Origin of the sequence: Sporosarcina sp. BI001-red (assembly GCF_003384035.1) — a bacterium.
GTDB lineage: Bacteria > Bacillota > Bacilli > Bacillales_A > Planococcaceae > Sporosarcina.
Genome location: NZ_QQAK01000017.1, coordinates 170,249 through 184,315 on the forward strand (window position 1 = coordinate 170,249; position 14,067 = coordinate 184,315).

Annotated in this window: 13 protein-coding genes and 1 rRNA gene; 10 read left to right on the forward strand and 4 right to left on the reverse strand. The window is 41.7% G+C overall.

The window, feature by feature from the left end:
• Window positions 1-29: 29 nt before the first annotated feature.
• Complete coding sequence (locus DVB69_RS17355; RefSeq protein ID WP_116020356.1) at window positions 30-1,259, reverse strand: MFS transporter; 1,230 nt, start codon at window positions 1,257-1,259, stop codon at window positions 30-32.
• Between the two features lie 125 nt (window positions 1,260-1,384).
• On the opposite strand from DVB69_RS17355, the gene DVB69_RS17360 reads away from it, so the two are divergent.
• Window positions 1,385-2,137: a peptidylprolyl isomerase gene (locus DVB69_RS17360; protein ID WP_304466162.1), complete on the forward strand. Its 753-nt coding sequence runs from the start codon at window positions 1,385-1,387 to the stop codon at window positions 2,135-2,137.
• Between the two features lie 35 nt (window positions 2,138-2,172).
• Entirely contained in the window at window positions 2,173-2,397 is a 225-nt protein-coding gene (locus tag DVB69_RS17365; RefSeq protein ID WP_116020357.1) for a hypothetical protein, read from the forward strand.
• Between the two features lie 13 nt (window positions 2,398-2,410).
• On the opposite strand, the gene DVB69_RS17370 is transcribed toward DVB69_RS17365, so the two are convergent.
• Window positions 2,411-3,586, reverse strand: coding sequence for a MalY/PatB family protein (locus DVB69_RS17370; RefSeq protein ID WP_116020358.1), 1,176 nt, complete (start codon window positions 3,584-3,586; stop codon window positions 2,411-2,413).
• A 92-nt stretch (window positions 3,587-3,678) separates the two neighbouring features.
• Here DVB69_RS17370 and DVB69_RS17375 point away from each other — a divergent pair, with 92 nt between their 5' ends.
• Together DVB69_RS17375 and yugI are read left to right on the forward strand one after the other, a co-directional pair.
• Window positions 3,679-3,927, forward strand: a complete 249-nt coding sequence (locus DVB69_RS17375) for a DUF1871 family protein (protein WP_116020384.1) — start codon at window positions 3,679-3,681, stop codon at window positions 3,925-3,927.
• A 128-nt stretch (window positions 3,928-4,055) separates the two neighbouring features.
• Complete coding sequence (gene yugI / locus DVB69_RS17380) at window positions 4,056-4,430, forward strand: S1 domain-containing post-transcriptional regulator GSP13 (RefSeq protein ID WP_116020359.1); 375 nt, start codon at window positions 4,056-4,058, stop codon at window positions 4,428-4,430.
• Between the two features lie 17 nt (window positions 4,431-4,447).
• Here yugI and DVB69_RS17385 read toward each other — a convergent pair whose 3' ends face one another.
• A complete protein-coding gene (locus tag DVB69_RS17385; protein ID WP_116020360.1) occupies window positions 4,448-5,767 on the reverse strand; it encodes an AAA-type ATPase lid domain-containing protein in 1,320 nt (439 codons plus the stop codon).
• A gap of 134 nt (window positions 5,768-5,901) precedes the next feature.
• Between DVB69_RS17385 and pruA the strand changes: the two genes are divergently transcribed.
• From pruA to DVB69_RS17405, 4 genes are all read left to right on the forward strand, one after another.
• Window positions 5,902-7,449 (forward strand): L-glutamate gamma-semialdehyde dehydrogenase, encoded by a 1,548-nt coding sequence (gene pruA / locus DVB69_RS17390; protein WP_116020361.1) that lies wholly within the window; start codon window positions 5,902-5,904, stop codon window positions 7,447-7,449.
• Window positions 7,450-7,521: 72 nt separating this feature from the next.
• Window positions 7,522-8,715 (forward strand): ornithine--oxo-acid transaminase, encoded by a 1,194-nt coding sequence (locus DVB69_RS17395; protein ID WP_116020362.1) that lies wholly within the window; start codon window positions 7,522-7,524, stop codon window positions 8,713-8,715.
• A gap of 81 nt (window positions 8,716-8,796) precedes the next feature.
• Window positions 8,797-10,041 carry a Glu/Leu/Phe/Val family dehydrogenase gene (locus DVB69_RS17400; protein ID WP_116020363.1) on the forward strand — a complete coding sequence of 415 codons (1,245 nt, stop codon included), beginning with the start codon at window positions 8,797-8,799 and terminating at the stop codon, window positions 10,039-10,041.
• A gap of 124 nt (window positions 10,042-10,165) precedes the next feature.
• A complete protein-coding gene (locus DVB69_RS17405; RefSeq protein WP_116020364.1) occupies window positions 10,166-11,329 on the forward strand; it encodes an iron-containing alcohol dehydrogenase in 1,164 nt (387 codons plus the stop codon).
• 53 nt (window positions 11,330-11,382) lie between these two features.
• Here DVB69_RS17405 and DVB69_RS17410 read toward each other — a convergent pair whose 3' ends face one another.
• Window positions 11,383-12,381, reverse strand: a complete 999-nt coding sequence (locus DVB69_RS17410; RefSeq protein WP_116020365.1) for a cation diffusion facilitator family transporter — start codon at window positions 12,379-12,381, stop codon at window positions 11,383-11,385.
• A gap of 192 nt (window positions 12,382-12,573) precedes the next feature.
• Between DVB69_RS17410 and DVB69_RS17415 the strand changes: the two genes are divergently transcribed.
• Together DVB69_RS17415 and DVB69_RS17420 are read left to right on the forward strand one after the other, a co-directional pair.
• Complete coding sequence (locus tag DVB69_RS17415) at window positions 12,574-13,458, forward strand: DMT family transporter (protein WP_116020366.1); 885 nt, start codon at window positions 12,574-12,576, stop codon at window positions 13,456-13,458.
• A 481-nt stretch (window positions 13,459-13,939) separates the two neighbouring features.
• Window positions 13,940-14,067, forward strand: a 16S ribosomal RNA gene (locus tag DVB69_RS17420); the annotation flags it as partial.

Here is a 14,067-nt window from a genome sequence, read left to right on the forward strand (position 1 = left end):
CACTCCAGTATATGGAGTGTGCTATATTTTTAGGTGTTTTTTTGCTCTGACTCTGCCAAGAAATCTTCGAAATCTTGTGTCGGTTTGCGTTTTGCATAATAGAGGAAACCGAAACCAAGCAAGAACAACACGCCAGTGAATATGAAGACCGATGAAATACCAACGAAGCCACTTATAATTCCACCGAACATAGGCCCGATGATATTCCCTAGGAAACGGAAACTTGTATTGTAGCCCATCACTTCACCTTGTATATCAAGTGGTGCTTCCCTTCGAACGAGTGCGGTCGTAATCGGAATCATACCGCCCATGGCAATACCGAAGAGCAATCGCCAGATAACAAGCTGCCATAAGCTACCGACAAATGCTTGAGGGACGATGAAGATGAACGACAGCAACAATAGAAATCCAAGGACTTTTTCATACCCGATATCATCACCAAGCTTGCCCCACTTACGAGCAAACAATAAGTTCCCGACACCTGCAGCACTAAATGTGATCCCTGCTAGAAAAGCGACATCTTTTGCGTCGGTCAAATGCGAGACATAGAGGGAAAGCAACGGTTGTATACTGAAGTTCCCGATTTGAATGAGTGCAGTGACAACCATTACGTTCAACATCAAACGGTGGTGGAGGAGACCACTTAAAATCGTCTTCCGTGAGTAGACAACTTCCCGACCCGTTTTCACTTTCCGTTGCTCTTTAATACCGAACACAATTATGAGGGCAGCGATGATTACAGAAATCGAAGTAATGACAAATGTGTATTTGAATCCAAAAGCATCGGCGAGAAGACCGCCTAACACAGGTCCGAATAACGTACCTGTCACACTTCCCATTTGAAGCGTACCTAATCGTTTACCAGCTTCTTCTCGTTTTGTGTTCGCGGAGATGAATGCAAGAGATGTGGGGATGAAACCAGTAACAACACCATTCAGTAGACGGAGTACGAAGAACGCTTCAACAGAATGTACGAATCCCATTAAGAATACTGAAAGCGCAATCCCAAATCCGTTAATGATTAGAATGGGTTTAAATCCGTATTTATCTGCAATTCTTCCCCAAATCGGAGACATGATAAGGGCGGATATGAATGTCGCTCCAAAAACGAGACCCGACCATTTTTGAACGTATGCATCTGAATAGTTGCCAAAAGTCTCAATATATAATGATAAGAATGGCATAATCATGGTCATTGTTCCGGCAACTAGAAAGTTTGACACCCAGATAATGATGAAATTTCTCTTTTGAATATCCATTGGTGGCCTTCCTTCTAAAAAAATTGTATTTAAGTAGTATAAAACAATTCGGCCTCCGAAGGAAGTCAAGTGCTCGTAGTTCGGTTTCACTGAGTCATGTGGTAAACTAATTCAGGGTGAGAGATTTGCATAAAAAACTTTATATGCTCATGCTTTCTTTAGCATTGGTCCTTGTGGTATCCGCGTGCGGAAAGCAAGAGGCTAAAGAGAACGAGTCGACACCTAAAAAAAGTGAAACGACTCAAGCAGACGAACCAAATAAAACGATTCCTAAGGAGGACTCTCAGATGTATCCGCAATTATCTAATGAAGTAGCAGCAGGAGAAAAGCTTATTACAATGAATACCACGCTTGGTCCAATTAAAATCAAGCTATTTGAAGAAAAAGCACCAAAAACGGTCAAGAACTTCTTAACTCATGCAAAAGATGGTTACTATGACGGTTTAATCTTCCATCGTGTTATTAAAGACTTCATGATCCAAGGTGGAGACCCAACTGGAACAGGTATGGGCGGAGAAAGTATCTACGGAGATTCGTTCGAAGACGAATTCACGATGGACCTTTTCAACTTGAATGGCGCATTGTCTATGGCGAATGCTGGACCAAATACAAACGGTAGCCAATTCTTCATCGTTCAAGCCTCTAGCTTAGCTGGAGCTTCAGCAGATCAGTTGAAAAAAGGCGGATGGCCTGAAGAAATCGCTGATGCATATGCAGAGCGTGGCGGCACACCGCACCTTGACCAGAAACACACTGTTTTTGGACAAGTTATTGAAGGTATGGACATTGTTAACAAGATTGCGACGGTTAAAACTGGCGCTCAAGATAAGCCTGTTGAAGACGTGAAAATTGAGTCTATCGACATTCAAGGCGAATAATTGTAACTTAATCTATCTGTAAGGAAGTGATATCAATGGTGACAGTTCTAATGCCTTTCCTGTACTTTCCGGAAGACAAATCAGAATACATCCCAGCGGCCATTTCCTTTGCTTTTTTCATGGTACTTCTTGTGCTGACCTTCATGTGGATTCAGCGCAATTCCAAAAAGCAAGAATTGGAAACGAAAGAATTAGAAGAACGCATTCTTCAGGAACGCAGAGATGCGCGTGAACAACAAAAAGAGCATCCTCATTTATGAGGATGCTCTTTTCTTAGTTTTCCATGCCTTTTATAAAGCGTTCGACACCATCTTGAACAGTGGAAAGACAAGTAGCGACATTCATACGTAAGTAACCACGACCTGATTCTCCGTATTTTGTACCGGGCTCAAGTGCCAATCTTCCGTTATTCAGTAACTTGTCCATTATTTCGTCTTCAGAAAGACCTGTTCCCCGGTAGTCGATCCAAAGTAAATACGTTCCTTGAGGTTTAGTGATTTTAATTCCTGGGACCCGTGGAGGTAATGTTTCAATCACGTAATCCATGTTATCAGACACCGTTTTAAGTAACTTTTCTAGCCAAGGCTCTCCGTGGCGATAAGCTGCTTTCAACGCAACATTTGCAAAGGCATTCAATTCCATTTGACCGTGAGCCATTCCGTTATCGCGCAATTGCTCGCGTAATCCTTCATCAGGAATAATCATCATAGCCGCTTGAATTCCCGCTAAATTGAAGGTTTTGGTAGGTGCGACACACGTAATGATTCGATTTCCTTCATCTCCAGCAACTGTATGTAAGGGAGTATGATTGTAAGGAGCAAACACTAGATCTGCGTGGATTTCATCGGACAATATAAGTACATCGTATTTAGCGCATAGTCGAACAATTTCTTGTAACACAGGGACCGGCCATACAATCCCGCCCGGGTTATGCGGGTTGCAAAAAATGAATAATCTGACATCTCTTTTTAAAGATTCTTCAAATTTAGCGAAGTCGATTTCATAGGTTCCATTTTTCTCGATTAGCGTACATTCTTCTAGAGTACGATTCTGTAGACTAGGTACACCAGAGAATGGTGGATAAACAGGTGGAGTGATTAGAATGGCATCCCCTTCGTTTGTCAACGTTTCAACAACAGAGGCAATTGCAGGCACGACGCCGTGATGAGACAACATCCACTCATTTTTTGTTCGCCAACCATGCTTATTGGACATCCATTCACGGATTGCATCTTTACATTCTTCACATACGTAAGAATAGCCGAAAACTCCATGATCCAAGCGTTCTTTCAACGCATCGATGACAGGTTGAGGTGCTGAAAAGTCCATATCTGCAATCCACATAGGAAGGATATCTTCAGTATTTTCTATTCCATAAATGCGATCCATACGATCCCATTTCATTGACGATGTATTCCTTCGGTTTTTTGTAGCAGTGAATTCATTCATTCATAATCCTCCTAAGTCTGTTTTCTTTACCATACCTATGCTATCATAAATAAAAAGAAAAAATCAGGTGACTTGACGTGCAAACTGCAGAAATGAATAAAAAAGCGATTCATTTACTAGAAGAATGGGATCCTTTCCTTGCGGGACCAGATGCATATAAACTAGAAATAGCAGATGTTGTGGCGGATCTCCATCTATTGGATCATCCTACAGATTTAGCGAAACGAATTCGAGAAGTATATGAACACTCTTATGCAATTTGGATACCTTTAGAAGATTGCATGCAAGTTTCATATAAGTTATTAGCTGTGAAATTCGAAGCGAAATGTATTATTTCATGAACCTAAGTTTTAGAGCTACAAATCTGGTCTAAATGACTATCTTTTGCCCCAATAGTGTTCAACTGGTATACTGAAAGTGGCCGCAATGGCAATTTCAGATAGTCAAAACACAATTGGGAGCTGTTCGCATGACAGGTAAATACGAAGCAGGTGAAGAACTGTCAGGTACAGTTACGGGCATTCAGCCTTATGGTGCATTTGTAGCTCTAGATGAATCTACTCAGGGACTCGTACACATTTCTGAGATCACTTACGGATTTGTAAAAGATATCCACGAGCATTTATCGGTTGGTCAGCAAGTAACTGTAAAAGTGTTGGAAGTGGACGAGACGGATAACAAAATTAGTTTGTCCATACGTGCGTTACAAGAACCTCCAGCACCTTCAAAGAAATTCACTCGTCCTCGCAAGTCCTTACAAGAACGTGTGGACGAACATGATGAGAAAGGTTTCAACTCTCTAAAAGATAAGCTGAGAGACTGGATCGACAAATCAGGATATTAAAAAGGAGAAGAGGCGAGTTATGCCTCTTCTCCTTTTTTGTTTTTACGAAGTCGATATTGTAGGTTTTGCCGACTCATCGATAGTGCATTTGCTGTTCTAGTAATATTCCCGTCATGAATCGTCAATGCCTTTTGCAAATAGTAGGATTCTGCTTCTCTTAAAAATTTATCGAGAGGGAGCAAATCCTTTTCGTTAGGCATGATGAAAGAAGGTAAGGGCACTGTTCCTTCCTCCATCACAGCACTTTTACTTCTAAAATGTTGAGGAAGCATATCAACCGTAATCGTGTTTTCAGCAGAAGAGAGGGAAGCCACTTCGTTTAATAACATTTCCAGTTCGCGGATATTTCCCGGCCAAGTATATGAAAGGAATAGCTTTTGAACCTCATCTGTAATGTCATTCAATGCGGTTCCTAAACTTTCCTTGCGTCTAGCTAAATACCTTTTGACAAACGGAACAATGTCTTCTTTTCTCTCCCGAAGAGGTGGAAAGCGGATTGTAAAAGAAGCGAAAAAGTAATAGAGCTCCTTTAACAGGCTTCCGGAAGCAATGAGTTCAACAGGATCTTCCCCAATACTTGCGATGAATTGACGTTTATGAAGATCCGAGTTTTCTAAAATCCGTAGAAGCTTGCGCTGAAGTTCTATGGATAAAAAGTCGATTCGTTCGCAAAATAGAGTGAACGGTGCATCGGTCTTCAATTCAGTCGCAAGCCTATCAATCGATTGGTTATCAGATCGATTACAGTAAAGCGTGTAAAAAGATGAATCTGTTACAGGTACTTCATGATGGATACCTTGAGCAACGAGATCTTTCCCCGTTCCCGCTTCACCGACGAGCAGGACAGGGAGTTTTGCACGCACAGCCTTTTTCGCAGTAGCGATAATTTTTTTCATGGATTCGGATTCAGCGACAATGTTGTTGAGCAAAACCGGTTCTCGATCCTTTGTTAACGGCTGTAGCACGAACTTCTCAAGCGCAGTCACGTCATGTGATAGTTCAACTGCACCAATAAGGTCTCCATTATTGACAATAGGATACGTGTTATTAATTGTTGTGATTTCAGTTTCGTTTTGGTTCCAATACGTCTGTTTAATGTTCAATTGTTCGTGTCCGCTTTGTAACACTTCCATCAAAGTACTTGGTTGTTGACGGAAATTGAATAATTCTAAGATGGACAAATCACGGATATCATCGAGATCCAGTCCCTCGATTTCTTTCATTTTGTCGTTGTAAATAATCGTACGGCCCTCGCTGTTTACAGCGTGGATTCCAACCCCCGCGCGCTGTACAGCAAATTCATAAAAGGGGAATAGTGATTCGTCGAAAGCACTCATAGATTGTCACCGCCCTACTTTTTTCTACTTGTAAACAATAATACTTGCAATGTGCAATATTATCTTGCATTATTATAAATGTAATTAACATTGAAGTGCAAATATTATTTGCATGACCTATCTAAAGGAGGACTATCATGATCCCGTACAAACATGAACCATTCACAGATTTTACAATCGAAGAAAATAAAAAAGCATTCCAAGAAGGTCTTAAGACCGTTGAAGCATACTTGGGTAAAGATTATCCCCTAATCGTAGGTGGGGAGCGCATCATGACTGATGACAAGCTCGTATCTTTCAACCCAGCTAACAAAGAAGAAATTATCGGAAGCGTTTCTAAAGCAAGTAAAGATATCGCAGAAAAAGCTATGAAAGTTGCGGACAAAACTTTCAATACTTGGAGAAAGACAGAACCAGCAATGCGTGCAGATATTCTTTTCAAAGCTGCAGCAATCGTTCGTCGTCGTAAAATGGAATTCTCAGCGTTATTGACAAAAGAAGCTGGTAAGCCTTGGAACGAAGCGGATGCAGATACTGCTGAAGCAATCGACTTCCTAGAGTTCTACGGCCGTCAAATGTTGCGCTTAAAAGACGGAATGCCAGTAGAAAGCCGTCCAGGCGAATTCAACCGTTTTGACTACATTCCTTTAGGAGTTGGCGTTGTTATCTCTCCATGGAACTTTGCTTTCGCGATCATGGCGGGTACTACAGTAGCTGCACTTGTAACAGGAAACACAGTACTATTGAAGCCAGCTTCAACGACTCCAGTTGTTGCTTATAAATTCATGGAAGTCCTTGAAGAAGCGGGAATGCCTGCAGGCGTCGTAAACTACGTTCCAGGTTCTGGTTCTGAAATCGGTGATTACTTAGTTGATCACGCACGTACTCGTTTCGTGTCGTTCACAGGTTCACGTGAAGTTGGAACACGTATTTATGAGCGTGCGTCTAAAGTGAACGAAGGACAAATTTGGTTGAAGCGTGTTATCGCTGAAATGGGTGGTAAAGATACAATCGTTGTTGACAACGAAGCGGATCTTGAGCTTGCGGCACAATCTATCGTTAAATCATCATTCGGTTTCAGCGGACAGAAATGTTCAGCTTGTTCACGTGCAATCATCCATGAAGACGTCTATGACACAGTTGTTGCGCGCGTCGAGGAACTTACAAAAGAATTGACGTATGGCGATCCAACTGACCCATCTAACTTTGCCGGTCCAGTTATCGACCAAGCAGCGTATGATAAAATCATGAGCTATATTGAAATCGGTAAAGAAGAAGGACGTCTAGTTGTCGGTGGAGAAGGCGATAGTTCAAAAGGATTCTTTATTGCTCCAACTGTTTTCGCTGACGTTGCTCCTGAAGCACGCATCATGAAAGAAGAAGTATTCGGTCCATTCGTAGCTCTAGCTAAAGCGAAGAACTTTACAGAGTCTATCGAAATGGCAAATGATACAGATTACGGATTAACAGGTGCTGTCATCACAACTAACCGTGAGCATATCCAACAGGCACGTGAAGACTTCCACTGTGGTAACTTGTACTTCAACCGTGGTTGCACAGGCGCAATCGTTGGATATCAGCCATTTGGCGGATTCAACATGTCCGGTACAGATTCAAAAGCAGGTGGCCCAGACTACTTGCAACTTCACATGCAAGGTAAGACAACTTCAGAAATGCTATAAGACTAGATTCAAGCAGTCGCCTGTCAAAAGGCAGGCGCTGCAACTACATACCTAACCGAGGAGGGAATTTGAATGTCAGTATCTCAACAAGTGATTGAACAAACGAATAAGTATGGTGCACCAAACTATCATCCACTACCAATTGTTATCTCAGAAGCAGAAGGTGTATGGGTAAAAGATCCAGAAGGTAACAAATATATGGACATGCTCTCTGCGTACTCTGCAGTGAACCAAGGACACCGTCACCCTAAAATTATTCAAGCACTTAAAGACCAGGCAGACAAAGTTACTCTTACATCCCGTGCTTTCCATAGCGATCAATTAGGACCTTGGTATGAAAAAATCACTGAACTATCAGGTAAAGAAATGGCGTTGCCAATGAATACGGGTGCTGAAGCTGTAGAAACAGCAATTAAAGCTGCACGTCGTTGGGCATATGATGTTAAAGGCGTTGAAGACAACAAAGCAGAAATCATTGGCTGTGAAGGGAACTTCCACGGACGTACGATGGGCGCGGTATCCCTTTCTTCAGATCCAGAATATAAGCGTGGTTTCGGTCCGTTGCTTCCAGGTATCAAACTAGTTCCTTATGGTGACTTTGATGCACTAGAAAAAGCAATTACGCCGAATACAGCGGCGTTCATCATCGAGCCAATTCAAGGGGAAGCTGGAATTATCATTCCTCCAGCGGGTTACCTGAAAAAAGCGCGCGAACTATGTAAAGAAAATAACGTTCTATTCATTGCTGACGAAATCCAAGCAGGTCTTTGCCGTACTGGTAAAATGTTTGCATGTGAGTGGGATGACATTAACCCGGATATGTATATCCTCGGTAAAGCACTAGGTGGCGGAGTATTCCCGATCTCTTGTGTAGTGGCTGACAAAGAAGTACTTGAAGTATTTAACCCTGGTTCACACGGATCCACATTTGGTGGGAACCCAATGGCTTGTGCGGTTTCGATTGCATCTTTAGAAGTACTAGAAAACGAGAAACTTGCAGATAAGTCACTTGAACTTGGTAACTACTTCAAAGAAGAACTTGAAAAAATCGAAAATGAAGTGATTACAGAAGTTCGAGGTCGCGGTCTGTTCATCGGAATGCAGTTAACTGTTGAGGCTCGTCCTTACTGTGAGAAGCTCAAAGAACTTGGATTGCTTTGTAAAGAAACGCATGATACAGTAATTCGTTTTGCTCCACCACTCGTTATTACTAAAGAAGAACTTGATTGGGCACTTGAAAAAATCAAAAGCGTTTTCGCTAACTAAAAATTCTTTCCAATTTCGTTGTTCAATATGATACTATGAGTAAGGAAAAAACATTATTAAACAAAGAGGCGAGCCATTACAATGACTGAAAACCTGAATCTGTTCACATCGACACAAGTTGTTATTAAAGAAGCACTTGAAAAGCTGGGCTACGATGAAGGAATGTATGAACTTCTGAAAGAACCAATGCGCATGACGGAAGTACGTATCCCGATTAAGATGGACGATGGAAAAGTAAAAGTCTTCACTGGATTCCGCGGCCAGCATAACGACGCTGTCGGACCAACAAAAGGCGGAGTACGTTTCCACCCAGATGTTACTTTAGATGAAGTGCGTGCACTTTCCATGTGGATGACACTTAAAGCTGGTATCGTAGACCTACCATACGGCGGCGGTAAAGGCGGCATCATATGTGATCCGCGTGAAATGTCTATGGATGAATTGGAAAAACTAAGTCGCGGATATGTCCGTGCGTTGTCTCAGGTTATGGGACCAACAAAAGACATTCCAGCACCTGACGTTTTCACAAACTCACAAATTATGGCGTGGATGATGGATGAGTACAGCAGAATTGATGAGTTCAACTCACCAGGCTTCATAACAGGAAAGCCAATCGTTCTCGGTGGTTCACAAGGTCGTGACCGTGCAACTGCTGAAGGCGTAACAATTATAATTAATGAAGCAGCTAAACGCCGTGGTATTGATATGAAAGGCGCTCGCGTTGTTATCCAAGGATTTGGTAATGCAGGTAGCTTCCTTTCTAAATTCCTACATGATGCAGGTGCTAAAGTAATCGGTATATCTGATGCTTATGGTGCATTACATGATCCAGATGGCTTAGATATCGATTACTTACTCGATCGTCGTGATAGTTTTGGAACAGTAACTACTTTGTTCGAAAACACATTGACGAACCAAGAGTTGCTTGAATTGGATTGCGATATCCTCGTTCCAGCAGCTATCGAAAACCAAATTACAGAACACAATGCGAATAACATTAAAGCTTCAATTGTTGTGGAAGCAGCAAATGGTCCAACGACAAGTGAAGCAACGAGAATTCTGTCTGAACGTGGCATCCTTCTTGTTCCCGACGTACTTGCTAGTGCAGGTGGCGTAACTGTATCTTACTTTGAATGGGTTCAGAACAACATGGGTTACTATTGGTCAGAAGAAGAAGTTCGCGAAAAAATGACGTTGAAAATGGTTACTGCATTTGAAAACGTCTACTCTGTATCGACTACGCGAGGCATCGACATGCGTCTTGCAGCTTATATGATTGGTATCCGTAAAACAGCGGAAGCATCACGTTTCCGCGGATGGGCTTAACCAACAAAAAAGAGCACCCCTTTATTATAAAGGGGTGCTCTTTTTGATTCGCCGTATGGGCAGAACAGTTGCATCACAAACAGACGTAAAACATAATAGAGGTAGTCTGAGGAGGCGATGAGTTTTGGATAACTTCGTATTTCAAAATCCTGTGAAATTGTTATTTGGTAAAGGACAAGTGTCGAACTTGGCAGAAGAGCTTAAAAAATATGGAAATAGTGTTCTTGTAGTATATGGTGGAGGAAGCATTAAAAAGAACGGTGTATATGAAGACGTTATGAACGTATTGAAAGAAGGGGGACTCACTGTTCATGAATTTGGTGGAGTGGAGCCTAACCCTAGACTTTCAACTGCAATTGCAGCGGCTGAATTATGTAAACGTGAGAACATAGATGTAATCATAGCTGTTGGCGGCGGTTCAGTCATTGACTGTACGAAGCTAATCGCGTGTGCAGCAAAATATGATGGCAATCCATGGGACTTTGTTGTGCGTAAAGCGGTACCTCAAGATGCCCTTCCGTTTGGTACGGTATTGACGTTGTCTGCAACAAGTTCAGAGATGAATGCAGGTTCTGTTATTACTAATGAGGAAACTCAAGAAAAGTATGGATGGGGAACACCATTTAACTTCCCTAAATTCTCGATTTTGGATCCGACGTATACGATGTCAGTTCCGAAGGATCAAACAGTAAACGGAATTGTAGATACGATGTCGCATATCTTTGAAGAATACTTCAATGAGTCATCGAATACTCCGTTCCAAGATGAAATGTGCGAAAGTGCTCTCCGTACATTGATTGCTACAGGTGCTGAAGTCGTGAATCATCCAAATGACTATGAGTTAAGAGCAACTATGATGCTGGCAGGTGTATGGGGCTTGAATGGCTTCTTACGCATGGGTTATGCAGGTGACTGGGGGACTCATGAGATTGAGCACGCGGTATCAGCAGTCTATGATATCCCTCATGCGGGTGGACTGTCTATCCTATTCCCAGAGTGGATGCGTTATACGATGCATTTGAACCCAAAACGTTATGCACAGTTAGCTGTTAAAGCGTTAGGTGTAGATCCAGAAGGCAAGACAGATGAAGAAACGGCATTAGAAGGCATTGTTAAACTAGAGGAATTCTGGTCATCGATCGGAGCGCCACGTAAACTTGCAGATTTCGATATCGATAACTCGAAAATTGAACTGATGGCTGAGAAAGCTGCTTCAAGAGGACCGCTTGGTAACTTTGCGAAGCTTGGTAAAAACGATGTCGTTCAAATTTTAACGAATTCATTGTAATAAGAAAAGCGCGAGCCAACTGACTTGATTCAGTTGAGGCTTGCGCTTTTTTGTTATTCAGGAAGCTTATTTCGATTTTCTGTGAGATTTGAACTGTTGGTGCCTGTCCATGATTCAACTCCATCATCGCCGACTAATGAAATGATGACGTCTTGAATACCTTTCTGATTCAGAATAGTCGTCAATAGTCGATCTTTAACTTTTAGTACGTATTCAACTGTATGTGTAGTTGCAACCTCAGCTATGATTTCCACATGCAGAAATTCTCCTTCTTTCACAACCTCGACTCGTTGAATATCCACAATGTCAGGATCTTCTACTAGTAGATGAGCAATATGTGCAAGCATTTCTTCATCAGTTTCTCCGATAGCCCCTCGTGCATTTTCAAGGAACACTTTACCGACAACATAAAACATCATGACACCAATGATAATCGAAACAATACCTTCAGCTGCGAACCAGCCGAAGAAATGGGCGAGTAAAACAGCAATAAATGCAATTAAACCTCCACTTGTCGCCACTAAGTCTTCCATGAATACTAACTTAGTTGGAGGTTTTGCCTTTTTGAGGTACGTAAAGCTTTTAAGGAAAGAGGATAAGCCAGCATGTTTTATCCCAGCATCATGAAAGATTTCTTTTGAAGCCTTATAAAGAACAAAGGACTCTAACACAATCCCGATTCCGAGAACCCCAAGGTTAATCCACAATCCACCACTTTCTGATGGGTGAAGGATATGATGAATTCCTCCAATTATCGTTTCATATGAAAGAATCGCTACAATCAAAACGGCTCCAAGACAAACAAGATTAACAATCCTGCCAAAACCATTCGGGTACTTCGGAGTTGGTGCTTTTTTTGAAAGGGCAGAACCAACGTAAACAAATAATTGGTTTGCGGCATCTCCGATAGAGTGCATCATCTCGGCAAACATGGCAACGTTGCCTGTTAAAAAGAACGCTCCCGCTTTCAAAACGGCGATAATAACATTAACGATGGCGGCTAAAAGAGCAGCCTTGTTACCATTTTTTAAAAGTTTAATCCAATTTGTCATGAATATGTTCTCCTTTGGAAGCTAGAATAGATGAGTCGTTTGATTTTACCTTAGTTCGTTGGGGATTAGCTAGAAAAGTAATAGAAACATGCCAAATGCCGAATCTTTAGAACGGTCTTGTCTGATATACTATATGCTATATCCAGAAAGAAACTATTGTAACTAACAATAGAAGGAAGGTGATGTGTTTTCATGAATAAACCAGCCATACACCCAGCCATCCCCATCATTATAGGGGTTATCTCGGTTGCGTTGTCAGCAATTTTTGTGAAATTGGTATCTGCTGAGGCAGGGGTTACTGCATTTTATAGAATGTTTTTCTCAGTCCTCTTTATGTTGCCGATTTTCTTATTGAAATACAGAAAAGAAATTACGTTGCTGAACAGACGAGATTGGATATTTTCTACTCTTGCAGGTGTATTTTTAGCGTTCCACTTTATCTTTTGGTTTGAATCTCTGAATTATACATCCGTAGCAAGTTCTACAGTGTTAGTAACACTGCAACCTATATTTGCATTCGCGGGTACATACTTTTTCTTTAAAGAAAGATTGTCCTTTAAAACTATATTATCTGCAGTTGTTGCAATATCGGGGAGTGTCATTATTAGTTTCGGCGACTTCCAACTTGGTGGTACTGCATTTTATGGAGATATCCTTGCGCTGATCGGTTGTGCGTTGATTACAGCGTACTTATTGTTCGGCCAAGACGTTCGCCAAAGATTGTCCCTGATTACTTATACATTTGTAGTTTACTCTATCAGCTCAATTACTCTTTTCTTCTATGTATTCATAAAAGGGGAGTCATTCGGTCCTCATTCGCAATCAGACTGGATGTGGTTCATACTTTTAGCGCTTATTCCCAACTTACTTGGCCATACTCTTTTTAACTGGGCAATTCGATGGGTGAGTACGAATGCAATTTCTATTGCGATTCTTTTTGAACCTGTTGGCGCATCTGTCTTAGCGTATTACATCTTCAATGAGAGTTTATCAACAGCCCAAATCATAGGTGGAATCGTTGTATTACTAGGGATTTTGCTTTTCGTTGTAGGTGGCCGAAAAAAAACTCCTAATTAATTTTAAAAAAAGCTTGCAAACTATATGTTAAGTGTTGTATATTATTACTTGTCCTTCGGAACACGCTTTATCGGTTTCAAAGGCAAGTAATACTTTTTCAAAAAAGTTGTTGACACGATGATTACACCATGTTATGATGTAAGAGTTGCTGAAACAACAGCAAGCGAATAACATTAACAACATGAACCTTGAAAACTGAACAGCAAAATGTCAACGAAATATCGTTTGGGAAACCGGTTCTGCCGGTGGAACAAACACAAACAGATCTTAACTGATCTGATAGACATCTTAAATGATGCCAGTACGAATTGAGCAATCAATTCTCTTTTACAATCTATTCATTTGATGAGTGATTGTCTGAGTGGTGAGGTAAGGTGCAGCGCTAGGAAGCGAACGAACGAGGAAGGGAGCGTACTTAGGTACGTGACCGACCGAGAGAGTGAAGCTGACGACGTGATGTGCCTTGCATCGCCGCTCAGAACTTATGGAGAGTTTGATCCTGGCTCAGGACGAACGCTGGCGGCATGCCTAATACATGCAAGTCGAGCGAATCACTAGGAGCTTGCTCCTTTTGATTAGCGGCGGACGGGTGAGTAACACGTGGGCAAC